20 protein-coding genes are annotated in these 21,235 nt (G+C 67.6%); 12 read left to right on the top strand and 8 right to left on the bottom strand.

Annotated elements, in window-relative coordinates:
* Positions 1 to 61: 61 nt before the first annotated feature.
* The 8 genes from hslV to C8P66_RS09570 all read left to right on the top strand — a co-directional run bounded on the left by hslV (position 62) and on the right by C8P66_RS09570 (position 6,455).
* Entirely contained in the window at positions 62 to 640 is a 579-nt protein-coding gene (gene hslV / locus C8P66_RS09540) for an ATP-dependent protease subunit HslV (protein ID WP_111398013.1), read from the top strand.
* On the top strand, positions 640 to 1,962 hold the full coding sequence (gene hslU / locus C8P66_RS09545) for an ATP-dependent protease ATPase subunit HslU (protein ID WP_111398014.1): 1,323 nt from the start codon (positions 640 to 642) through the stop codon (positions 1,960 to 1,962). Before hslV ends, hslU begins: the two co-directional genes overlap by 1 nt.
* Positions 1,963 to 2,036: 74 nt before the next feature.
* Positions 2,037 to 2,645: a hypothetical protein gene (locus tag C8P66_RS24345; RefSeq protein WP_245903379.1), complete on the top strand. Its 609-nt coding sequence runs from the start codon at positions 2,037 to 2,039 to the stop codon at positions 2,643 to 2,645.
* A gap of 40 nt (positions 2,646 to 2,685) precedes the next feature.
* Positions 2,686 to 3,291, top strand: coding sequence for a LolA family protein (locus C8P66_RS09550; protein WP_245903381.1), 606 nt, complete (start codon positions 2,686 to 2,688; stop codon positions 3,289 to 3,291).
* Between the two features lie 42 nt (positions 3,292 to 3,333).
* Positions 3,334 to 3,858, top strand: coding sequence for a DUF1919 domain-containing protein (locus C8P66_RS09555; RefSeq protein WP_111398016.1), 525 nt, complete (start codon positions 3,334 to 3,336; stop codon positions 3,856 to 3,858).
* Positions 3,859 to 3,931: 73 nt separating this feature from the next.
* A complete protein-coding gene (locus C8P66_RS09560; protein WP_111398017.1) occupies positions 3,932 to 4,714 on the top strand; it encodes a gamma-glutamyl-gamma-aminobutyrate hydrolase family protein in 783 nt (260 codons plus the stop codon).
* Positions 4,715 to 4,965: 251 nt separating this feature from the next.
* Positions 4,966 to 5,649, top strand: a complete 684-nt coding sequence (locus C8P66_RS09565) for a fumarylacetoacetate hydrolase family protein (protein WP_111398018.1) — start codon at positions 4,966 to 4,968, stop codon at positions 5,647 to 5,649.
* Positions 5,649 to 6,455: an exodeoxyribonuclease III gene (locus C8P66_RS09570; RefSeq protein ID WP_111398019.1), complete on the top strand. Its 807-nt coding sequence runs from the start codon at positions 5,649 to 5,651 to the stop codon at positions 6,453 to 6,455. The genes C8P66_RS09565 and C8P66_RS09570 overlap by 1 nt, the downstream gene beginning before the upstream one ends.
* Before the next feature lies 1 nt (position 6,456).
* Here C8P66_RS09570 and C8P66_RS09575 read toward each other — a convergent pair whose 3' ends face one another.
* On the bottom strand, positions 6,457 to 7,224 hold the full coding sequence (locus C8P66_RS09575) for an amino acid ABC transporter permease (RefSeq protein WP_111398020.1): 768 nt from the start codon (positions 7,222 to 7,224) through the stop codon (positions 6,457 to 6,459).
* 69 nt (positions 7,225 to 7,293) lie between these two features.
* Between C8P66_RS09575 and C8P66_RS09580 the strand changes: the two genes are divergently transcribed.
* A complete protein-coding gene (locus C8P66_RS09580) occupies positions 7,294 to 8,091 on the top strand; it encodes a transporter substrate-binding domain-containing protein (RefSeq protein WP_111398021.1) in 798 nt (265 codons plus the stop codon).
* A 137-nt stretch (positions 8,092 to 8,228) separates the two neighbouring features.
* Here the strand turns inward: C8P66_RS09580 and C8P66_RS09585 are convergent, their stop codons facing one another.
* On the bottom strand, positions 8,229 to 9,212 hold the full coding sequence (locus C8P66_RS09585) for a LysR substrate-binding domain-containing protein (protein WP_111398022.1): 984 nt from the start codon (positions 9,210 to 9,212) through the stop codon (positions 8,229 to 8,231).
* Positions 9,213 to 9,328: 116 nt separating this feature from the next.
* On the opposite strand from C8P66_RS09585, the gene C8P66_RS09590 reads away from it, so the two are divergent.
* Complete coding sequence (locus tag C8P66_RS09590) at positions 9,329 to 10,180, top strand: TauD/TfdA dioxygenase family protein (protein WP_111398023.1); 852 nt, start codon at positions 9,329 to 9,331, stop codon at positions 10,178 to 10,180.
* A 40-nt stretch (positions 10,181 to 10,220) separates the two neighbouring features.
* Positions 10,221 to 11,186: a tripartite tricarboxylate transporter substrate binding protein gene (locus C8P66_RS09595; RefSeq protein ID WP_111398024.1), complete on the top strand. Its 966-nt coding sequence runs from the start codon at positions 10,221 to 10,223 to the stop codon at positions 11,184 to 11,186.
* A gap of 274 nt (positions 11,187 to 11,460) precedes the next feature.
* On the opposite strand, the gene glgX is transcribed toward C8P66_RS09595, so the two are convergent.
* The 5 genes from glgX to C8P66_RS09620 all read right to left on the bottom strand — a co-directional run bounded on the left by glgX (position 11,461) and on the right by C8P66_RS09620 (position 19,876).
* Positions 11,461 to 13,380, bottom strand: coding sequence for a glycogen debranching protein GlgX (glgX, locus tag C8P66_RS09600; protein ID WP_111398025.1), 1,920 nt, complete (start codon positions 13,378 to 13,380; stop codon positions 11,461 to 11,463).
* The gene (gene glgA / locus C8P66_RS09605) at positions 13,380 to 14,813 is read right to left on the bottom strand and encodes a glycogen synthase GlgA (protein ID WP_211314100.1); all 1,434 of its coding nucleotides are present in this window, start codon (positions 14,811 to 14,813) and stop codon (positions 13,380 to 13,382) included. The genes glgX and glgA overlap by 1 nt, the downstream gene beginning before the upstream one ends.
* Positions 14,813 to 16,081, bottom strand: coding sequence for a glucose-1-phosphate adenylyltransferase (glgC, locus tag C8P66_RS09610; RefSeq protein ID WP_111398027.1), 1,269 nt, complete (start codon positions 16,079 to 16,081; stop codon positions 14,813 to 14,815). The genes glgA and glgC overlap by 1 nt, the downstream gene beginning before the upstream one ends.
* An 87-nt stretch (positions 16,082 to 16,168) precedes the next feature.
* On the bottom strand, positions 16,169 to 18,667 hold the full coding sequence (locus C8P66_RS09615) for a glycogen/starch/alpha-glucan phosphorylase (RefSeq protein ID WP_245903383.1): 2,499 nt from the start codon (positions 18,665 to 18,667) through the stop codon (positions 16,169 to 16,171).
* Between the two features lie 72 nt (positions 18,668 to 18,739).
* Positions 18,740 to 19,876, bottom strand: a complete 1,137-nt coding sequence (locus C8P66_RS09620) for an aromatic ring-hydroxylating dioxygenase subunit alpha (protein WP_211314092.1) — start codon at positions 19,874 to 19,876, stop codon at positions 18,740 to 18,742.
* A gap of 70 nt (positions 19,877 to 19,946) precedes the next feature.
* Between C8P66_RS09620 and C8P66_RS09625 the strand changes: the two genes are divergently transcribed.
* Positions 19,947 to 20,762 (top strand): creatininase family protein, encoded by an 816-nt coding sequence (locus tag C8P66_RS09625; RefSeq protein ID WP_211314093.1) that lies wholly within the window; start codon positions 19,947 to 19,949, stop codon positions 20,760 to 20,762.
* Here C8P66_RS09625 and C8P66_RS09630 read toward each other — a convergent pair.
* Positions 20,759 to 21,193 (bottom strand): cupin domain-containing protein, encoded by a 435-nt coding sequence (locus tag C8P66_RS09630; RefSeq protein ID WP_111398030.1) that lies wholly within the window; start codon positions 21,191 to 21,193, stop codon positions 20,759 to 20,761. The two genes, C8P66_RS09625 and C8P66_RS09630, sit on opposite strands and share 4 nt — an antisense overlap.
* Between the last annotated feature and the right edge of the window lie 42 nt (positions 21,194 to 21,235).

The following is a 21,235-nucleotide window of genomic DNA, read 5'->3' on the forward strand; positions in this document are numbered from 1 at the left end:
ATGCATAGCGGAAAGCCCCCCCTGCTTGCCACGGGGCCTGTCGCCGCCCATTTCGCGGGACATGCAATATTCCCAACCCCCCGCCGCCACCAACCCGCTGGGCTGGCACGGCACCACCATCCTCTGCGTCCGCAAGGGCGGGCGCGTCACCATGGCCGGCGATGGCCAGGTCAGCATCGGCCAGACGGTCGTCAAGAATAACGCCCGAAAGGTCCGCCGCATCGCCCAGGGGCGGGTGCTGGCGGGCTTTGCCGGCGCCACCGCCGATGCCTTCACCCTGCTGGAGCGGCTGGAGGCCAAGCTCGAACGCTTCCCCGACCAGTTGGAACGTGCGGCCGTCGAACTGGCCAAGGACTGGCGTACTGATCGTTACCTGCGCCGGCTGGAGGCGCTGCTCGCCGTCGCCGACAACAAGCGCAGCCTGCTGATCACCGGCCAGGGCGATGTGCTGGAACCGGAGGATGCCGTGATCGGCATCGGTTCGGGCGGCAATTACGCGCTGGCCGCTGCCCGCGCGCTGCTGCCGGTCGAAGGCATGGACGCGATCATGATCGCCGAACGGGCGATGAAGATCGCGGCCGATATCTGCGTCTACACCAACGGGCGCTTCATCATCGAAACGCTGGAGGACGCTGCGTGATGAGCGAAACCGTGAACCTGTCCCCCCGCGAAATCGTCTCGGAACTGGATCGTTACATCGTCGGCCAGGGCGACGCCAAGCGCGCCGTCGCCATCGCGCTGCGCAACCGCTGGCGGCGCCAGCAGCTTCCCGCCGGGCTGCGCGAGGAGGTGGTGCCGAAGAACATCCTGATGATCGGCCCGACCGGCTGCGGCAAGACCGAGATCGCCCGCCGCCTTGCCCGCCTGGCCAATGCGCCCTTCCTGAAGGTCGAGGCGACCAAGTTCACCGAGGTCGGCTACGTCGGCCGCGACGTGGACAGCATCGTGCGCGACCTGGTCGAGATCTCGCTGACCCAGGTGCGCGAGGCGGCCCGGCGTGAGGTCGAGGCCAAGGCCGAGCTGGCGGCCGAGGAGCGGGTGCTGACCGCCCTGATCGGGGAGGGGGCCTCCGGCGAAACCCGGATGAAGTTCCGCCGCATGCTGCGCGAAGGCAGCCTGGGATCGCGCGAGATCGAGATCGAGGTCTCCGAGCCCCAGGGCACCCCCATCGGCATGATGGACATGCCGGGGATGCCGCCGCAGCAGATGGCCGGCATGCAGGAGATGTTCGGCAAGATGTTCGGCGGCCGTTCCCGCAAGCGGAAGATCACCGTCGCCGAGGCGCGCGACGTGCTGATGCGCGACGAGGCCGACCGGATGCTCGACCAGGACAAGCTCACGCGCGAGGCGGTGGCGAATGCCGAGGCCAATGGCATCGTCTTCCTCGACGAGATCGACAAGGTCTGCGCCCGCACCACCGAAGGCGGCGTGCGCGGCGGCGATGTCAGCCGTGAGGGCGTGCAGCGCGACCTGCTGCCGCTGATCGAGGGCACCACCGTCTCCACCAAATACGGGCCGGTGAAGACGGATCATGTGCTGTTCATCGCCTCGGGCGCCTTCCACCTCGCCAAGCCCTCCGACCTGTTGCCGGAGTTGCAGGGGCGGCTGCCGATCCGGGTCGAGTTGGCTGCCCTGACGCGCGATGACCTGCGCCGCATCCTGACCGAGCCGGAAAGCAGCCTGATCACCCAATACGTCGCGCTGCTGAGGACCGAGGGCGTGACGCTGGACTTCGCCGATGACGCGGTGGAGGCGGTCGCGGACCTCGCGGCCGACATCAATGCGCGGGTGGAGAACATTGGCGCGCGGCGCCTGGCCACGGTGCTGGAGCGGCTGTTGGAGGAAATCTCCTTCACCGCCTCCGACCGGAACGGCGAGTCGGTGCGGGTGGATGCGGCGCTGGTGCGGGACAAGGTCGCGCCGCTGGCGGCGACCACGGATCTGTCGCGCTTCATCCTGTGATCGTGAGCGGCGGGCCGCTTGACCCGCCGCCGATCCAAAGCCGAGGCTGCGCGCATCCTGGGAGAAACACCGCCATGCGCGCAGCCCCCCTCGCCCTGATCCTGTTCGCTGCGCCCGCCCTGGCGCAGGACCGCCCGCCGGCGATGCAGCCGACGCGGGATGTGGCCGTCACCTACCGCACCAATGGCGGCGAGACCGTCAGCATGGCCTGGCAGGCCAATGCGAACCGCATGCGGATGGACATGCCGGCGCAGTCGGCCGCGATGATCGTCGATATGGGCGCGCGGACGGCGATCATGGTCATGGAGCCGCAGCGGATGGCCATGCGCATGGCCTTCGATCCCTCCAACCTGCCCTTCAATCCTGCCGCCCCCGATCCCTCCATGCGCTTTGTCCGGGACGGCACCGCCACGGTGGCGGGCCTGACCTGCACCAACTGGCGCATGGAGGGCGGGCCCCATGGCACCGGCAATGGCTGCATCACCGCCGATGGGGTGATGCTGCGCGGCAGTGGCCAATCCGGGGGCAATGCCGGCTCGATCGAGGCGACCGAAGTCCGCTACGGGGCCCAGGACCCCGCCCGGTTCCAGGTGCCGGCTGGGTACCAGACCATGGACATGGGCAATCTGGGCGCCGGGGCGATGCCACCAGGGCTTGCCGGGCGCGGCCCGCGCGGCAAGTGACCCCCTTCCCCCGGGCGCCTCGGCGGGCCACATCCAGCAGGTGAAACGACGCACCCTCCTCCTCCTCGCCGCCCCCGCCCTGCTGCCACAGCCTGCTTCGGCGCAAGCCCCGGTGCTGGCGCGGATCGAGGCCTATCTGAACCGGCTGACCACGCTGGAGGCACGGTTCCTCCAGATCACCGAGGGCGGCGGCACCGCCATGGGCACGGCGCTGATCTGGCGACCGGGGCGGATGCGCTTCGATTACGATCCGCCGGAACCGACGCTGCTGGTGGCCGCCAGTGGCCAGATGCTGCTGTTGGACCGCCAGCTGCGGCAGCCGACCATCGTGCCCGTGGGCTCCACCCCGCTTTCGGTGCTGTTGCGCGACCCCATACGCCTGTCGGGCGAGATCGAGGTGACGGGCGTCGAGGAGTCCGGTGGCTTCCTCCGCGCCACCATCCAGCGCCGCGGCAACCCGGGCGAAGGCCGTATCACGCTGGTCTTCGCGGCGGCGCCGATGGAGCTGCGGCAGTGGCTCGTGGTGGACAATCAGGCGCGGGAGACGCGCGTGACACTGTCCGAAATCCGCACCGGCGGGCGTTTCGATCCCGCGCTGTTCGAGATCAACGATCCGCGCTTCCTGGAACGCGAAATCGCACGCTGATGTGGGCGATCCTCACCAACAACTGCTGGGGCGGCGGGCTCTATCAGGAGCAAAAAGCTTCCCTACAACACCCCGACCATCGGCCTCTGGTTCCACGCCGATGATGATATTCGGTTTCTTGCGGATTTCCGCCACCTCCTGGCTGGGCCGCCGCGGTTCACCCCCACGTCGCGGCTGGGCTATAGCGGCTACCCGATCGGCGTGATCGGCGACGATATCGAGATCCAGTTCCTGCACTCTCCGAACGAGGAGGATGCCAGGCGGAAGTGGACCGAACGGAGCCGGCGACTGCCGGAGAATGACGCCCAGCTTTACGTCGAGATCCGCGACCGCGATGGGTTCGAGGCACGGCACCTGCGCGCCTTCGCCGCTTTGCCCTTCAAGAACAAGGTGGCCTTCCTCAAGCGTGGGCGTTTCGACGTTGTGGCCTGTCCTTGGGCGGTGGAGATCGATTGCCCGGGCGGCTTCGTTCCGGACGGGGTCAGCCTCTGGGAGCAGACCAAGGCGCTCCCGCATTTCGATCCCGAGGCTTGGATACGCCCAACGCAGGGCTGTTCATCCAATTGACGCCTTGATCATGCCATCTGTCGGCGCAATCCTTGCATTGACCTTTGCTGGACCACAGGAGCGCGAGACCGGAATGCGGCCGCTGATCGGCATTTCCTGCTGCATTAAAGCCTTTGGCATCTTCGCCATGCCAAACCACGCCGTCTCGGATCATTACGTCAGGGTAGTGATGGGGCCGGTCGGCGGGTTGCCGATCCTGCTGCCCGCAGGGGGCGAGCCCTTCGTCGAGGCCATCCTGCCACGCCTCGATGGGCTGCTGCTGACCGGCAGCCGCACCAACGTCTGTCCCCAATATTATGACGGCCCCGCCCATGCTCCCGGCACGCCCGAGGATGCGGTGCGCGATTCCACCACCTTGCCGCTGATCCGCGCCTGCATCGGCGCGGGGGTGCCGCTTCTCGCCATCTGCCGTGGCATGCAGGAACTGAACGTGGCGCTCGGCGGCAGCCTGGATCAGCGGATCCAGGACCTTCCTGGCCGAATGGATCATTCCACCCCCTCCGACCAGCCGATCCCGCTGGTGCGGACCGGCAAGGCGCATGCGGTGCGGGTCGATGGCGGCGGTGTGCTGGAAAGCCTGTGGGGAGAGGCGCCGCGGGCACTGCCCGTGAACAGCCTGCACAACCAGGGTGTCGCCCGCCTGGCCCCGCGCCTGATCGCCGAGGCCTGGGCGCCGGATGGGACGGTCGAGGGCGTGCGCGTTGCCGATGCCCCGGGCTTCGCGCTCGGCGTGCAATGGCACCCGGAATACGACTACGACCGCGACGCCCATTCGCTGAAGATTTTTCAAGCATTCGGCGCGGCCTGTGCGGCTTTTGCCAATCGGCGCGCGGCGTTGTCGATGGCTGCGGAATAGGCAGGAAGGCGATTCGTTTTGCGCGCAACGCGCATTCGCGCTAGAGTCAAGGTGTCGATGGCCCCCACCATCGGCGGTCGAGCCCCGGCCTCCCCTGCCGGCTCGCCCGACCCGTTTCCGAACGGAAGCGGCGCCCGGCCACCCCCCTGGTCGGGCGCTTTTTCGTGGGGTTCCAATCTTCTGGCTGCCGTCTTGCGCGGCGCATAACCCTGAGTATGGTCCTGGCACTTCCCTGGAAAAGGATTGCCGCCATGGCCGACTATGTGATCCCCGCCCCTCCGCAGGCCTCGGTTCCCGTGAAGGGCGGCGGCGCCTTTCCCGTGCGGCGCATCTTCTGCGTTGGCCGCAACTACGCCGAACATGCCCGCGAAATGGGCCATGACCCGGACCGCGAGGCCCCGTTCTATTTCTGCAAGCCGGCCGATGCCCTGCTGACCGGCGGCGCCGACATGCCCTACCCGCCCGGGACCAAGGACATGCACCACGAGATGGAGCTGGTCGTGGCGATCGGCACCGGCGGCGCGAACATCACCGAAGCCGATGCGATGAAGCACATCTGGGGCTACTGCGTCGGCCTCGACATGACCCGCCGCGACGTCCAGGGCGAAGCCAAGAAGCTCGGCCGCCCCTGGGACATGGGCAAGGGGTTCGACTTCTCCGCCCCGATGGGTGAGATGGTTCCGGCCGGCAATTTCGACCCCTCCAAGGGCAAGATCGAGCTGAAGGTGAACGGCAAGGTTCGCCAGACCAGCGACCTGTCCAAGCTGATCTGGAACATCCCCGAGGTCATCGCCAACCTCTCCGCGCTGGTGACCCTGGCACCGGGCGACCTGATCATGACCGGTACGCCCGAGGGCGTGGCCGCTGTGGTCAAGGGCGACCTGCTCGAAGGCATGGTCGAGGGCGTTGGCTCGGTCGTGACCAAGATCGTCTGATGTCGTTTCGCGTCGCCACATGGAATATCAACTCCGTGCGGCTGCGCGCACCCCTGCTGGCGGATGTCGTGGCGCAGTTGGCGCCCGACGTCCTCTGCCTGCAGGAGACCAAGACACCTGACGAATTCTTCCCCCATGACGCGGCGGAGGCCCTGGGCTTCTCCCACCGCGTCGTGCGCGGGATGAAGGGCTACAACGGCGTCGCCATCCTCTCCCGGCTGCCGATCACCCTGCGGCCAGGCGAGCCCGATTGGTGCGAGCGCGGCGATTGCCGGCATATCGGCGTCGATGTGCAGCACCCTTCGGGGCCGATTGAGGTGCATGACTTTTACATCCCCGCCGGTGGTGACGAGCCGGATCGGGAGATCAACCCGAAATTCGGCCACAAGCTGGACTTCCTGGCCGAGGTCACGCGCTGGCAGGCCGGCCGCGGCCCCGCCCGGCGGGCGGTGCTGGTCGGCGACCTGAACATCGCGCCGTTGGAACAGGACGTCTGGAGCCATAAGGCGCTGCTGAAGGTGGTCTCCCACACCCCGGTCGAGGTCGCCGCGCTGAATGCCTGGCAGGCCGCCGGCGCCTGGGTGGATGCGCCCCGGCACTTCGTGCCGGCCAGCGAGAAGCTGTATTCCTGGTGGTCCTACCGCGCCCGCGACTGGGCCGCGGCCGACCGCGGCCGCCGGTTGGACCACGTCTGGGTCAGCGAGGATTTGTCCCCCAAGCTGGCCGGCTACGAGATCCTGAAGTCGGCCCGCGGCTGGACCCAGGCGTCGGACCATGTTCCGGTGCTGGTGGAGCTGGCGCTGTAGCTCAGCGTTCCCCGCCCAGCCGCTGATCCGCCCCCATCCGCCGCTCCAGCGCCCGGACGGCGAAGGAAATGGCCAGGATCAGCACGAGATATTCCAGGATCAGCACCGAATACAGCTCCAGCGGGCGGAACACCGTCACCACCAGCTCATTCGCCTTGCGGGTCAGGTCGGGGAAACCGATCACGCTGGCCAGCGAGGACATCTTCACCACGTAGATGAACTGGTTGGCGATCGGTGGCAGCACCCGGCGGATCGCCTGCGGCAGCACGATGAAGCGCATGATGTGCCAGCGCGACAGGCCGAGCGCCTGCGCCGCCTCCCGCTGGCCCAGCTCCACCGACTGGATGCCGGCGCGCAGGATCTCCGCCTCGAAGGCGGAATCGCACAGGGCAATGGCCAGCACGGCGGCGGTGAACACCGACAGCCGCAGGTCCAGCACCACCGGCAGGCCGTAATAGGCCCAAAGCAGCATCACCAGGATCGGCACCGCCCGGAACACCTCGACCCAGCCGCGGTTCAGCCAGCGCAGCGGCCGGGCGCGCGAAAACCCGGCCATGGAGATCAGGAAGCCAAGCACCAGCGACAGCCCCATCGCCGCCAGGGACAGCGGGATGGTCGCGGTGAAGCCGGAGAGCAGGAAGCCGAGGTTGGTCGCCCCCCGCGCATCCGTCGGGTCCACGACATACCAGGCCCAGCCGCCGCCGCCGCCATTCCCCGCTCCGCAGCCAGCCAGAAGCAGCAGCATCACGGCCAGCGCGTATCGTTTCATGCCTTACCCTTTTCCAAACGCCCGGCGATCGCATCTACTTCGCACCTGCACCACGAAAGATAAGACCCGATGAACCGACGCGACCTCTCCGCCGCCGCCTTGCTGGCTGCCCCTTTCGCCTTGGGGGCCACGCAAGTCCAGGCCCAGGGCGCCGCTCGCGGCCGGCTGGAGGCGATCCAGGCTTCAGGGCGCATCCGCTTCGGCACCACCGGGGACTTCAACCCGATGTCCTTCCGCGATCCCGCCAGCCGCGCCTATCGCGGCCATCAGATCGATGCGGCGGAACAGCTTGCCAAGGACATGAACCTGCGCGCCGAGTTCGTCGCGACCGACTGGCGCACGCTGATCAATGGGTTGCAGGCCGACCAGTATGACGCGGTCTTCACCGGCACCTCGATGAGTGTCGCCCGTGCCATGGCGGCGTCCTTCAGCATGCCCTGGGGCCGCAACGCCTTCGTGCCGCTGGTCCGCCGCCAGGATGCGGCGAAGTTCCCGAGCTGGGAGACGCTGAACGTCCCGGGCGTGACCATCGGCACCAATCTCGGCACCACCATGGAACAATTCGTGCAGCAGGCGCTGCCGAACGCCACCCTGCGCCGCGTCGAGAGCCCGGCCCGCGATTGGCAGGAGCTGATCTCCGGCCGTGTCGATGCGACCATGAGCAGCCTGATCGAGGCCGCCTTCCTGACGCGCGAATATCCGCAGCTCGTCTCGCTGTTCACCGCCGAGCCGCGCAACCCGATCCCCATGGCCTTCATGACGGTGAACGACCCGATCTTCGTGAACTTCCTGAACGCCTGGATCGTGATCCGCCAGGCCAGCGGTTTCTTCGCCGAGATCGGCCGGAAGTGGGGCGTGGAGGCGTGAACCAGAGCAGCTTCCGTTCGCTTGCGCTCGCTCCCAGCACTCTGGCTTGGCGCGTTTTCTGACACATCAGGTGAGTTCGCCTGATACCCGAACGGGATAGGAGGCCGGCAATCTGCGTGCTCCACGCACAGCTCTCTTCAGTCCTGCGGTAGCCTCGGCTCGGGGTCCTTGGAGGCGGTGCCACCCCGGCGAATCCCACGCCCCGTCGCCAGGGCCGCCTGCAGCCGCGCGGGCGTCCAGCGCGGCGCAACCATGGCGATGAAATCCGTCACGTAGCCGGGCAGGAAGGAGTCGCGCCGCAGGGTCAGGAAGGCAGTGGAGACGGGGAAGAGGTCGCCGCTGTCGATGACGCGCAGGTCGGTATCGCGAGCGGAGTCCACGGCCAAGCGTTGAATCACGGCGACCCCGACGCCGGCGCCGACATAGGCCTTGATGATGGCGGCCTCGGTCGCGCGCAGAACGATCCGGGGCATCAGGCCCTGGCGCCTGAACGCCGAGAGCACGGCTTGGCCCGAGCTGAAGCCTTCATCATAGGCGATCAACGAGTGACGGGCGATGGCCTCCAGCGTCAGAGGGCGGGCGCGCAGCAGTGCGTGGCCGGGAGGCACGATCAGGCAGCGTTCGATATCGTAGCTGCGGAGTGCCACCGTGGCCGGGGGCAAGGGGCCCAACAGGGTGGAGAGGCCCAGCTCGGCGGCGCCCTGCTCCACCCAGGCCACGATCTGGGCAGGCGTGCCTTGAGCGATGGTCAGGCTGACCCCGGGATAGAGGCGGGCGAAGCGCTGCACGACGGGCAGCAGGGCATAGCGGGCGTGGATGTGGGTGGTGGCGACGCGCAGCGTGCCGCTGGCCGAGCCGCCCCGGCGCCCGGCCAGCGTCGAGAGGTCGGCGGCGGCGCTCACCGCCCGTCGCGCGAGGGAGAGCGCCTCCCGTCCCGTGTCGGTCAGGCCGACAAGGCGGTTGCCGCGGCGTTGGAAGAGCTCGCTGCCGACGGCGGTCTCGACGGCGCGGATCATCTTGCTGACGGCAGGCTGGGTGGTCTGCAGCAACTCGGCCGCGCGGGAGACACGCAGACCGGCATCCACCACGGAGCAGAAGCAGGCCAGTTGCTGGAGCGTCATCGGCCGCCTCCTTCGCCAAGTCTTGTTTGCCCGATGGCAATGGATATGTCCTGAACAGGCATTTCACGCAATGAGTGGCGCTCCGTATAGTCCGGCCTTCCTCAAGGGAGGCAAAGATGACGATCACCCTCAAGCCGCTTTCCTATGCCCTGGGTGCGGAGGTAGGCGGCGTGGACATTGCGGCCGGTGTCGGCGGCAATATGGCAGCCGAGATCCGCAGCGCCTTCCTGGAGCACGGCATTCTGCTGTTCCGCGACCAGAAGGTGACCCGCGAGCAGCACATCGCCTTCAGCGCGTTGTTCGGTGAGCTGGACAAGCACCCGACCCTGCCGCGCGATCGGCACCCGGACTATCCGGAGCTGCTCATGATCACGAACGAGCCCAAGGCGAACGGGCAGCCGAACGACGCCAAGTACACGGGGCAGACCTGGCATTCGGATATGTCCTACACGTCGGTGCCCGCCATGGGGTCGCTGCTGCGGAGCGTGAAGGTGCCGTCCGTCGGCGGCGACACGATGTTCGCGAACATGACGATGGCCTACGATGCCCTCTCGCCCGGGATGCAGCGGATGCTTGAGGGGATGCACGGCATCCACGCCACCGCGCGCAAGGTCGCCGACCCCAACTCCGACCGGGCGGCGGAGGGGCGCAAGCTGAATCCACCCATCGCCCAGCCCGTGGTGCGCGTGCACCCGGAGACGGGGCGCAAGGCGCTCTACATCGGTGAAAAGGTGACGTGCTTTGCCGACATGACCGAGGCAGAGAGCAGGCCGATTATCGATTACTTGGTCCGCCACGCCTCGAAGCCGCATTTCACGTATCGGCATGTCTGGCGCGACAATGACATCCTGATGTGGGACAATCGATGTACTATGCACCTGGCGCTGGGTGACTATCCGGACGGAGAACTTCGGCATCTGGAGCGCACCACGGTCCTCGGTACGCCGTCGGGTTACTATTTGACCTAGGTATCCACAAAGAAATACGTTGGGGAGCGAGGAAGCAACAATGAATATCACCCGCAGAGCACTGCCCGCGCTTGGGCTTCTGGCCGCCGGCGCGCGAGGGGCGACGGCACAGGGCATCTTCCCCGACCGGGTCGTGCGGATGATCGTGCCCTTCCCGGCGGGCGGGGCGACGGACGCCGTGGCGCGCGCGGTTGGGCGGGAATTTCAGACGAGTTGGGGACAGCCGGTGGTGCCGGAAAACCGCCCCGGCGCGAATGGCACCATCGCGGGGCAGTTGATCGCCAGATCCCCGGCCGATGGGTACACGCTGGGGCTCGTCGCGATCGGGCACGCGATCAACCCGTTCATGTACGCCAACATCCCCTACGACACGGACCGGGACTTCACCCCGATCGGCCTGCTCGCGACCTATCCGCTCGCGGTGCTGGTCCCCGGGGCCTCACCGATCCGCGACATCGAGGGGCTGATCCATCTGGCGAAGACGCGAGCCACGCCGCTGACCTACGCCTCGGGCGGGAACGGATCGTCGCAACATCTCGCGACGGCGCTCTTCGCGAACATGGCGGGGATCAACCTGGTGCAGGTGCCTTACCGGGGGGGCGCGCCGGCGCTCATGGACACGGTGGCGGGCAACGTGGACCTGATCGTCACGCTGCCGCCGGTACCGATGATCCAGTCGGGGATGATGCGGGCGCTGGCGGTTACCTCGCGCCAGCGCCTGTCCTGGCTGCCCGACGTGCCGACGCTGGCCGAGGCGGGCCTGCCCAGGTACGAATCAGTGGCGTGGTACGGGCTGGTCGGGCCTGCCGGGATGCCGCCAGATTTGCTGCGCCAGATCAGCGAGGCCACGGTCCGGGCCGTGGCGTCCCAGACCCTGCGGAACGCCTTGGCGCCCCAGGGCGGCGAGCCCGCCAGCAGCACGCCGGAGGAATTCGTCGCCTTCCTCCAGGCCGAGCGCCGACGCTACGAAGTGATCATGGCCGCGGGGAGCATCACGCCGGACTGATGGGATCTTGGGCGGGAGAGTCAAATGACCGCTTGAGGAAGGCCTGGATCGGCGCGGCAGAGAGTGATTGAAGCCTGAGATGCCGGCCCGGGAGACGCGAGGCCGGGTGGTCGCGTTTCGCTGAAGGAAGAAGCGCTATCCGTCCGATCTGACGGACGGGGAACGAGCAAAGAGTGCGTCGCTGCTGCCGAAGCCGTCGCGGCGCGGTCGCGAGCCCCCGGTCGACCGGCGCGAGGTGCTCAACCCGATCCACCAAACGCCGGGACGAAACACCTCACCTCCGGGGGCGCGCGTCCTCGGCCAGCAGCACCACCGATTGCGCCGACAGCGCCAGCCGCTCCGCCACCGGACCGGTGCGGGCGGGATCGGCGCTGTCGGCGATGATGTGCCAACCGCGTGACGGGGGCAGCATGGCACTGATCGCGGGGTCCGCCCCCTGGATTGCCAGCAGCACGCGATCCTCGCCCGAGCAGAGCGCGACCAGCAGGCTCCGGTGATGCGGATCCTGCCAGTCGGCCGCGGTCATCGCGACGCCATCAAGGCGCAGCCAGGCGACGTCGGGGGGTGAGCCCTTCCCCGTCAGCCAGGTCGCGCCATGCAGGGTCGGGTGGGTGCGCCGGGCGGCGATCAGCCGGGCGGTGAAGTCGACCAGCCCTTGGTCCATCCCCTGCCAGTCGAACCAGGAGATCACATTGTCCTGGGCGTAGGCGTTGTTGTTGCCCCCCTGGCCGCGCCCGGCCTCATCGCCCATGGAGAGCATCGGCGTACCGCGCGCGGCCAGCAGCAGCATCAGTATCGCCCGCACGTCGCACGCGCGCCGGGCGAGGATGGCGGGATCGTCGGCGGGCCCCTCGGCGCCATTGTTCCAGGAATGATTGGCGTCAGTGCCGTCGCGGTTCTGCTCGCCATTCGCCTCATTGTGCTTGCCCTCATAGGCGACGAGGTCGGCCAGCGAGAAGCCGTCATGCGCGGTCACGAAATTCAGGCTGTCGGTCGGCGCACGATGGGCGCCGGCGAAGATGTCCGCACTGCCGGCCAGACGCGTCGCGAGCCCGGCCAGGGTCGCGTTCTCCCGCCGCCAGAACCGCCTGAGATCGTCGCGGAAGCGGTCGTTCCATTCTGGCTGGCCGGGTGCGAAGCCGCCCAGATGGTAGCCGTGCCGGCCAGTGTCCCAGGGCTCCATGATCAACAAGCGGGTGGAGAGCAGCGGGTCCTGCCTCAGTGCCGTCAGCAGCGGTGCCTCGGGCGAGAATTCCAGCGCATCGCGGCCGAGGGTGACGGCCAGGTCGAAGCGGAACCCCTCCACCCCTGTCCGCCGCACCCAGGACCGCAGCGCATCCATCACCAGCCGCACCACCGCCGGCCGGTCGCAGCGCAGCGTGTTGCCGCAGCCGGTGTCGTTCACCAGCACGCCATCCCGCATGCGGTAGTACTCGCCCTCATCAAGCCCGCGCAGTGACAGGGTGGGGCCGAGGGCATCGCCCTCCCCGGTGTGGTTGAACACGACGTCGAGGATGGTGCCGATGCCGGCCGCGCGCAGGGCTGCCACCGCGTCGCGGATCTCATCCAGCCCCCCGGGGGCCAGGCGCGGATCGGGGGCCAGGAAGGCGATCGGGTTGTAGCCCCAGTAATTGGTCAGACCGAGCGGCGGCAGATGCCGCTCCTCGATCCAGGCGGCGCAGGGCAGCAGCTCGACATGGGTGACGCCGAGCCGGCGCAGATGCGCGATGGCCGCGGGATGGGCGAGGCCGGCGAAGGTGCCGCGGATCGCCTCGGGGATCGCCGGGTTGGCGATGGTGAAGCCGCGGACGTGCAGCTCCATCACCACGCGGGGGCCGGTCATCAGGGGCGGCAGCGGGGTGCGTGCGGCGGAGGCTTCGACGATCGCCTTGGGCACATGCGGGGCGCTGTCCTCGCGGCCTCCGGGCATCATGCTGGCGTGCAGGCGCGGGACGCGGTCCAACCGGGTTGCGTAGGGGTCGATCAGCAACCGTTCAGGCGCGCGATTCGTCCGCAGCCCGTAGCGCGCCCCAGGCTCCAGCCCGACCGGACCGTGCCATACCCCGCCAGTGCGGTGCGGCAGGCGGATGCGGGTAAGTTCGGCGTCGGCGGCATCGAACAGGCAGACCCAGACCGCCCCGGCCGCTGGGGCATGGACGGCAAAGATGCCGTCCGCCCGAACGCCCAGACGCATCACGCCGCGATGTCGCGATACAGGGACGCATATGCGGCGGCGGGCCGGGCCCAGGAGACATCGCCGCGCATGGCGTTGTGTTGCAGCCGCTTCCAGACGGGGCGGTCATGGAACAGGCTGATGGTCCGCAGGATCGCGGCCTCCAGCATCGGCGCATTGGTGGGGGAGAATACGATGCCGGTGCCTTGGCCCTGTTCCAGGGCGGCGACATTCGCGTCGATCACGGTATCGGCCAGCCCACCCGTGCGCGCGACGACCGGGATTGCGCCATAGCGCAGCGCACAGAGCTGCGTCAGGCCACAGGGCTCGAAGCGCGAGGGCACCAGGATCGCATCGGCACCGCCCTGGATCAGATGCGCGATCGGCTCATCCAACGCGAAGACCGCGGCGATGCGCCCGGGGTGTGCGGCGGCGGCGGCGCGGAAGGCGGCCTCCAGCCCATGATCGCCGGAGCCGAGCAACGCCAGTTGCCCGCCGGCCACCAGCAGCGCCGGCAGCGCCTCTGGCAGCATGTCCAACCCCTTCTGCCAGGACAAGCGGCTGATCACGCCGAAGAGCGGGGCGCCGGGATCGGGGTCCAGCCCCATCCGCGCCTGCAGGGCGGCCTTGTTGCGGGCACGGCCGCGCGGATTGGCGGCGGCGAGATGCGGGTCGCGGGCCGGGTCCCAGATCGTGGTGTCGATGCCGTTGAGGATGCCGCGCAGATCGCGTGTCCGCGCGCGCAGCAGCCCGTCGAGACCCATCCCCGCCTCCGGCGTGCGGATCTCGGCGGCATAGGTGGGGGAGACGGTGGTGATCCGGTCCGCCAGTGCCAGCCCGGCCTTGAGGAAGCCGATCTGCCCCCAGTGTTCCACCCCATCCAGGCTGAAGGCGCGTTCCGGCAAGCCGAGCTGGCCGAGCAGCCCCCGGTCGAACTGGCCCTGGAAGGCGAGGTTATGAACGGTGAAGACGGTGGCGGGGCGCGGCGCCGCGCCGAAATGCAGCCGCGCGATCGCCATTCCCGATTGCCAGTCATGAGCATGCACGACTGCGGGCGAAAAGCCGGGAATGGCCCCCCGGGCGATGGCATCGGCAGCGGCGCCGAGTGCGCCGAACCGTAGCCCGTTATCGGCCCAATCCACGCCATCCGGCCCGGCATAGGGCCCGCCCGGCCGGTCATACAGATGCGGCGCATCCAGCACGAAGACATCCAGCCCCGCGATCCGCGTTGCCAGCACCCGCGCCGGGCCCCCGAACATCGCCCCGGCGTCCCAGGCAAGGCTGACGCCCGGCAGGCCCGCAAGCTGCGCCAGCACGCCGCGATAGCCGGGCAGCAGCGTCGTCACCGCCACATCATGCGCCGCCAGGGCATGCGGCAGCGCGCCGACGACATCCGCGAGGCCGCCGGTCTTCACCAGCGGGAAGACCTCGGGCGCGACGGCAAGGACCTGCATCATCCGGCCAGACGGTCCAGCATCGGCTGTGTCACCAGCACCACGCCACGATCGGTGCGGCGGAAGCGGCGGGCGTCCTCCACCGGGTCCTCGCCCACCACCAGCCCCGCGGGGATGCGCACGCCGGAATCGATGATCGCGTTGCTGATCCGCGCGTGCCGCCCGACATCGACGCCAGGCAGGATGAGGGAGGAGTTGACCGTCGCCCAGGAATGCACCCGGACATTGGTGAAGACCAGTGAACGCCAGAGTGCGGCGCCCGAGATGATGCAGCCGCCGGAGACCAGCGATGACACCGCCTCGCCGCGCCGCCCCGGCACGTCATGGACGAATTTGGCAGGGGGCGTCAGCTCGCTGTTGGTCCAGATCGGCCAGTCGCGGTCGAACAGGTCCAGTTCGGGAATGACATCGGTCAGCGCGATATTCGCCTCCCAATAGGCATCCAGGGTGCCGACGTCCCGCCAATAAGGGGCGGCCTCATTGCTGCTGCGGACGCAGGAGCGGGCGAAGGGATGCGCGACCGCGCGGCCCTCGGCGACCATCCGGGGGATGATGTCCTTCCCGAAATCGCGCGAGGATTTCGGATCGGCCGCGTCGCGTCGCAGCTCCTCCATCAGCACGCTGGTCTTGAAGGCGTAGATGCCCATGCTGCCGAGCGCCATGGTCGGATCGCCCGGCATCCCAGGCGGCGCCTTGGGCTTCTCCAGGAACTCCAGCACGCGGTCGGAGGCATCGACGGCCATGACGCCAAAGGCCGAAGCCTCGGCGATCGGCACCGCATGGCAGCCGATGGTGACGTCGGCGCCGCTGTCCACATGCTGTTGCAGCATGGATTCGTAATCCATCTTGTACACATGGTCCCCCGCCAGGATCACGATGTACTCGACGCCATAGGACTCAATAATGTCGGCGTTCTGATACACCGCATCGGCGGTGCCCATGTACCATTTGTCCTCGGCCACGCGCTGGCTGGCCGGCAGGATGTCGAAGGATTCGTTGCGTTCCGGCCGCAGGAAGGTCCAGCCCCGCTGCATGTGCCGGATCAGGCTATGCGCCTTGTACTGGGTCGCGACCCCGATGCGGCGGATGCCGCTGTTCAGGGCGTTGGACAGTGCGAAATCGATGATGCGCGATTTACCGCCGAAGAAGACCGCCGGCTTCGCGCGCCGGTCGGTCAGCTCCATCAAACGGCTTCCCCGCCCCCCTGCCAGCACATAGGCCATGGTGTGGCGGGACAGGGGTTGGTTCGGCGTCGTGGCTCGCACCATCTTGGTTAGCGCCCTCTCCGTGTATCCCGGAGGTTAGCCCCTCGTCAGACGGTGTCCCAGGTCCAAAATTTTACCAATCGCGGCGCCTCACCTATTGACCGGCACATTCCAGATATCTTTGGCGTATTCGGCGATCGCGCGGTCCGCGGAGAACCAGCCGACATTGGCGGTGTTCAGGATCGCCGACTTCGCCCACACCTCGGGCTGGCGCCAGACCTCGGCGACCTGCCGCTGGGTGTTCCAGTAGCTGTCGAAATCGGCGGTGACGAGGAAGTAATCGCCCCCTCGCATCGCCTGGGTGATTGGCCGGTAGCGATCACGGTCATCCGGCGAGAAGACGCCGCCCTCGATCTGCTCCAACACCTGGGAAAGCTTGGGGCTGGCCGCGATCACGGCACCGGCGTCGTAGCCATGCTGGCGGCGCTCGGCCACATCCTCGGTTGTCAGGCCGAAGATGAAGATGTTGTCAGCCCCGACGCGATCGAAGATCTCCACATTGGCGCCATCCATCGTGCCGATCGTCAGTGCGCCGTTCAACGCCAGCTTCATGTTGCCGGTGCCGGAGGCCTCCATCCCCGCCGTCGAGATCTGTTCGGAAAGATCCGCTGCAGGAATGATGCGTTCGGCGAGTGTGACGTTGTAGTTCGGCAGGAAAGCCACCTTGAGCCGCCCGCGCACCACGGGATCGTTGTTCACAAGCTTGGCCACGTCATTGGCCAGGCGGATGATCAGCTTTGCCTGATGGTAGGAGGCCGCGGCCTTGCCCGCGAAGATCTTTACCCGCGGCGACCAGTTCTGCATCGGATCGGCACGGATCGCGTCATACAGGGCGATGGTTTCCAGCACGTTCAGCAGCTGGCGCTTGTATTCGTGGATGCGCTTGATCTGCACGTCGAACAGCGCCGAAGGATCGACGCGCACGCCGATGCGATCCTGGATCACCCGCGCCAGAGAAACCTTGTTCGCCCGTTTCACGGCCATGAAGCGCGTCTGGAAGGACGCATCGCTGGCGAGGGGCCGCAGCTTCTCCAGCACATCCGGCCGGTCCAGTACCTCGGGCCCCACAGCTTCGACCAAGAGCGCCGTCAGCCGCGGATTGCACTGCTGCAACCAGCGCCGGAAGGTGATGCCATTGGTCTTGTTGACGATCTTGCCGGGGAACAGCATGTCGAAATCGCTGAACAGCGTCTTTCGCAGCAGGTTGGTATGCAGGGCCGAAACGCCATTGACGTGGTGCGAGCCGACCACGGCCAGATGGCCCATGCGGACCTTGCGACCATGGCTTTCCTCGATCAGCGAGATCGAGGTGAGCAGCCGCGTGTCATGCGGATGCGCCTTGTCCGCCTCATCGAGGTGGATCGCGTTGATCATGTAGATGATCTGCATCTGGCGCGGCAGCAGCCGCTCCATCAGCGGCACCGGCCAGGTCTCCAGCGCCTCCGGCAGCAAGGTGTGGTTGGTATAGGAGAAGGTGCGCCGGGTCAGGTCCCAGGCCTCCTCCCAGGGCACGCCGTTCAGATCCACCATGATCCGCATCAGTTCGGCGATCGAGATCGCCGGATGCGTGTCGTTCAACTGGATCGCCACGCGGTCGGGCAGGGAGCGGATGTCGCCGTCATAAACGCGCAGATGCCGCTTCACGAGATCCTGCAGCGAGGCGGAGGCGAAGAAGAACTCCTGCCGCAGCCGCAGTTCCTGGCCAGAGGGGGTTTCGTCGGAGGGGTAGAGCACCTTGCTCACCGCCTCCAGCCGCACGCGATCGGCCAGGGCGCCCACGTGGTCGCCGGCATTGAAGGATTCCAGCCGCAGGATTTCGGGGCTGCGCGCCGACCACAGGCGCAGCGTGTTCACCTGCGCCGCGCGCCAGCCGACAACCGGCGTATCATAGGCGACGGCATCGACCGTCTCGGCCGGCGTCCAAACGCGAGGGCCGAGGTCGTCGGCATTCTCCGCCGCCGCGACATGGCCGCCGAAGCCGATGGTATAGGCGATTTCCGGCCGCGCGAATTCCCAGGGGTTGCCGAAGGCCAGCCAGTCCTCGGGGTATTCCTGCTGCACGCCGCCCACGATGGCCTGGCGGAACAGCCCATGATCGTAGCGGATGCCATAGCCGAAGGCGGGAATGGCGAGGGTCGCCATGCTCTCCATGAAGCATGCCGCGAGGCGGCCGAGGCCGCCATTGCCCAGCGCCGCATCGGGCTCCTGGCCGCGGACGGCGTCATACTCGGCGCCAAGCGAGGTAAGGGCCTCGGTCACCGCCTCGGTCATTTCGAGGTTGCTGACGTTGTCGGCCAAGAGTCGGCCGATCAGGAATTCCAGCGAGAGATAATAGACCTGCTTGCGGTGCGCCGCGTAGGCGGCGCGCGTCTGCGGCAGCCAATTGTCGAGGATACGGTCGCGCACCGCGAGCGCGGTCGCGACGAACCAGTCGTGCGGATTGGCCGCGACAAGATTCTTGCCCACATTGTAGGTGAGCTTTTCCAGGATATCGGCGCGAAGCGTCGCCGCATCCACGCCACGACGCGCGGTCTGCGGCTCGGCCAGCGGTTCGGCCATGCTCTGCTCGGCGGTGGTCTGGGGACTCATACGGCGGTGGCCTTCACGGTTCTCTGCGGCGCCGCACCTTGGCAGCTACCGGGGGCGGAGTAAAAGCCCGGTCTATTCAACCGCCCTGACAATATCGGCATCGGCGATCATCCGCGCGAGGATGCGGCGCATCATCACGCCAGGCTTGTCGGAAGGCATATTCATCTCCCGCCCGGCCTGGTCCAGAGGCACATCCCAGTCTGTGGACTCCAGGATTTCGCGATCTTCGCCGGTGACGACACGATCGAAGTCGATAACCTTCTGGGCTGGCGCATCGGCCTCGGTATCATTGCGATAAACCCATTGGCAGATCATCGAATGTTGATCGTCGATCGGTGTGGCGGCAGTCACGATGCTGTGGACCAGACCGTTCGGATAGGTGATCCGCAGCTTCCGCAGGAAGGGCGCATACCAGCGCGCGTTCATCGAGCGCACGGTGGTGTCGCTGTCCATGTTCAGCAGCACCTTCTGCGCCTCCGGATTACGGACCGGCACCTCTGAACGGAAGGTGAAGCCGTCGGCGAATTCGTCGATCTCCACCTTGGCAGGCTCGGGATGGCCCTGATCGCCGAAGCTGGCGCGATGGACGAAGGCGAAATGCGCGTTGTCGAAGGAATTCTCCATCACGCGCAGGCCGGCGCAGGACCAGCTTTCGTAGAATTCGTCGATATGGCGGAAGCCTTCGGCCTCCTCCTCGAAATCGGGAATCGGATACAAGGGCTCGGCCAGCGCGACCCAGACATAGCCGTAGCGGATTTCGGCGCGATACCCGGGCACCGACATGTTGGTGCGGCCCTGGCGGTCCACCGGCCGCTGCGGCACGCGCACCACGGTGCCGTCCCGGTCGAATTCCCAACCATGGTAGCCGCAGGCGAGCACACCGTTGCTGTAGAACCCCTTGGATAGCTTGGCCGTGCGGTGACAGCAGCGGTCATCCAGGGCGGCGGCCCGGCCCTCGCCGTCCCGCCAGACGACGATATCGCGCCCGAGCAGGCGGAAGGCCCTGGGCCCGCCCTCAAGCAGGGAGACCGGGATCACCGGGTACCAGAACTGTGTCAGCAAGGGGGTCTGGGTCACACGCATGGCCAGGATGCTGCCGTGCTGGCGGCCCCGGCCGCAAGGCGATTTCGGCCATGACGGCAGGCAGTTGCCGCCTTCGCTGCCGTGATTTGCGGCGCTGGGCTGAAATTCCGGGCAGCGAGGCGCCACCGGCCCGATGCGCGTTGAGCGGCGGGCTGCTACATCCGGCGGGTTCCCGCGCGCTGGAGTGGCCCTGACGATGACCCTTGCCTCCCGCTATTGGGCCGACCTGCCCTGGCCTGCCTTCCGTGACCTGCCCGCCGAAACCGTGGCCATCATTCCGGTCGCCAGCATCGAGCAGCATGGGCCGCACCTGCCTGTTTCCGTGGACACCACGATCAACGAGGGCGTCATCGCCCGCACGCTGGAGTTCCTGGCGCCCGAGGTGCCGGTGCTGGTGTTGCCGACCCAGCGCGTGGGCCTCTCTGTCGAACATCTGGAGTTTCCCGGCACCCTTACCCTGACGCCCGAAACCTTGCTGGCGGTGGTCAGCGAGCTTGGCGACAGCGTCGCCCGCGCGGGCGTGCGCAAGGTGGTCTTCGTGAACAGCCATGGCGGCCAGCCGCAGATCCTCGATATCGCGGCGCGGCGGATGCGGATCCGGCATCAGATCTTCGCCGTGAACTGCCAATGGTCGCGCCTGGGCAAGCCCGCGGGCCTCGTCTCCGACATGGAGAGCAAATACGGCATCCATGCCGGACACGTCGAAACCGCGCTGATGCTGGCGCTGAAGCCTGAGCGCGTGGACATGTCCAAGGCGCGCAACTTCGCGAGCCGGGCCATGGGCTTTGCCAATGAGGCGCCGCTGTTGTCGCCCGAAGCCGGGGTGCCGTTCGGCTGGATGGCGCAGGACCTGCACCCGGCCGGGGCGGTGGGCGATGCGAGCCTGGCGACCGTCGAGACCGGGCAGAAGATCCTGGATTATGCCGGGCAGCGCATGGCGGAGCTCTGGACCCAGGTCTGGAAGTTCGACCGCGAGGCCTGGCTGAGCACGGCGCCCGATCCGCAGGCCTAGGGCCTCGCGCCCATGATGATGGCGCGGTCGGCTGCGGTCAGCTCCACGGGCTGCCCGTTGCGGATCAGCTCGGCAAATCCTTCGTTCGGCGTCATCAGCGTCAGGCAATAGAGCTTCTCCGCGCCGGTGTTCTCGACGCGGTGCTCGGTGCCGGGGCGCAGCACGAAGGAATCGCCCGGGCCGATGGCCATCCGCTGCCCTGCAGCTTCGGCGATGCCGGTGCCGGCCAGGACGAAGAAGCATTCCTCCGCTTCCGCATGGGTGTTGGGCGGTGTGGCCCCACCCGGTGCGAAGATCTCCACGACCAGCGTGAAGCTGACGCCATCGGCCAAGGGGTCGAAGATGCAGGCGAAGTAGTTGGTATCCTGGGGCGAGATGCGGAAGCCGCGCAGATCGGCGGCACGACGGGCGAGCACTGGTTTGGGCATCATGCGGCGTGGGCCTCGATGATCTTGCGGGTTGATAGTCTGGGA

Source organism: Humitalea rosea (genome assembly GCF_003253705.1).
In the GTDB taxonomy this organism is placed as follows: domain Bacteria; phylum Pseudomonadota; class Alphaproteobacteria; order Acetobacterales; family Acetobacteraceae; genus Humitalea; species Humitalea rosea.

What these genes read in the sequence shown, in the direction of transcription:
- hslV (WP_111398013.1), top strand. Translation starts at nt 62, where the DNA reads ATGCAATATTCCCAACCCCCCGCCGCCACCAACCCGCTGGGCTGGCAC.
- hslU (WP_111398014.1), top strand. Translation starts at nt 640, where the DNA reads ATGAGCGAAACCGTGAACCTGTCCCCCCGCGAAATCGTCTCGGAACTG.
- C8P66_RS24345 (WP_245903379.1), top strand. Translation starts at nt 2,037, where the DNA reads ATGCGCGCAGCCCCCCTCGCCCTGATCCTGTTCGCTGCGCCCGCCCTG.
- C8P66_RS09560 (WP_111398017.1), top strand. Translation starts at nt 3,932, where the DNA reads ATGCGGCCGCTGATCGGCATTTCCTGCTGCATTAAAGCCTTTGGCATC.
- C8P66_RS09565 (WP_111398018.1), top strand. Translation starts at nt 4,966, where the DNA reads ATGGCCGACTATGTGATCCCCGCCCCTCCGCAGGCCTCGGTTCCCGTG.
- C8P66_RS09570 (WP_111398019.1), top strand. Translation starts at nt 5,649, where the DNA reads ATGTCGTTTCGCGTCGCCACATGGAATATCAACTCCGTGCGGCTGCGC.
- C8P66_RS09575 (WP_111398020.1), bottom strand. Translation starts at nt 7,224, where the DNA reads ATGAAACGATACGCGCTGGCCGTGATGCTGCTGCTTCTGGCTGGCTGC.
- C8P66_RS09580 (WP_111398021.1), top strand. Translation starts at nt 7,294, where the DNA reads ATGAACCGACGCGACCTCTCCGCCGCCGCCTTGCTGGCTGCCCCTTTC.
- C8P66_RS09585 (WP_111398022.1), bottom strand. Translation starts at nt 9,212, where the DNA reads ATGACGCTCCAGCAACTGGCCTGCTTCTGCTCCGTGGTGGATGCCGGT.
- C8P66_RS09590 (WP_111398023.1), top strand. Translation starts at nt 9,329, where the DNA reads ATGACGATCACCCTCAAGCCGCTTTCCTATGCCCTGGGTGCGGAGGTA.
- C8P66_RS09595 (WP_111398024.1), top strand. Translation starts at nt 10,221, where the DNA reads ATGAATATCACCCGCAGAGCACTGCCCGCGCTTGGGCTTCTGGCCGCC.
- glgX (WP_111398025.1), bottom strand. Translation starts at nt 13,380, where the DNA reads ATGCGTCTGGGCGTTCGGGCGGACGGCATCTTTGCCGTCCATGCCCCA.
- glgA (WP_211314100.1), bottom strand. Translation starts at nt 14,813, where the DNA reads ATGCAGGTCCTTGCCGTCGCGCCCGAGGTCTTCCCGCTGGTGAAGACC.
- glgC (WP_111398027.1), bottom strand. Translation starts at nt 16,081, where the DNA reads ATGGTGCGAGCCACGACGCCGAACCAACCCCTGTCCCGCCACACCATG.
- C8P66_RS09615 (WP_245903383.1), bottom strand. Translation starts at nt 18,667, where the DNA reads ATGAGTCCCCAGACCACCGCCGAGCAGAGCATGGCCGAACCGCTGGCC.
- C8P66_RS09625 (WP_211314093.1), top strand. Translation starts at nt 19,947, where the DNA reads ATGACCCTTGCCTCCCGCTATTGGGCCGACCTGCCCTGGCCTGCCTTC.
- C8P66_RS09630 (WP_111398030.1), bottom strand. Translation starts at nt 21,193, where the DNA reads ATGATGCCCAAACCAGTGCTCGCCCGTCGTGCCGCCGATCTGCGCGGC.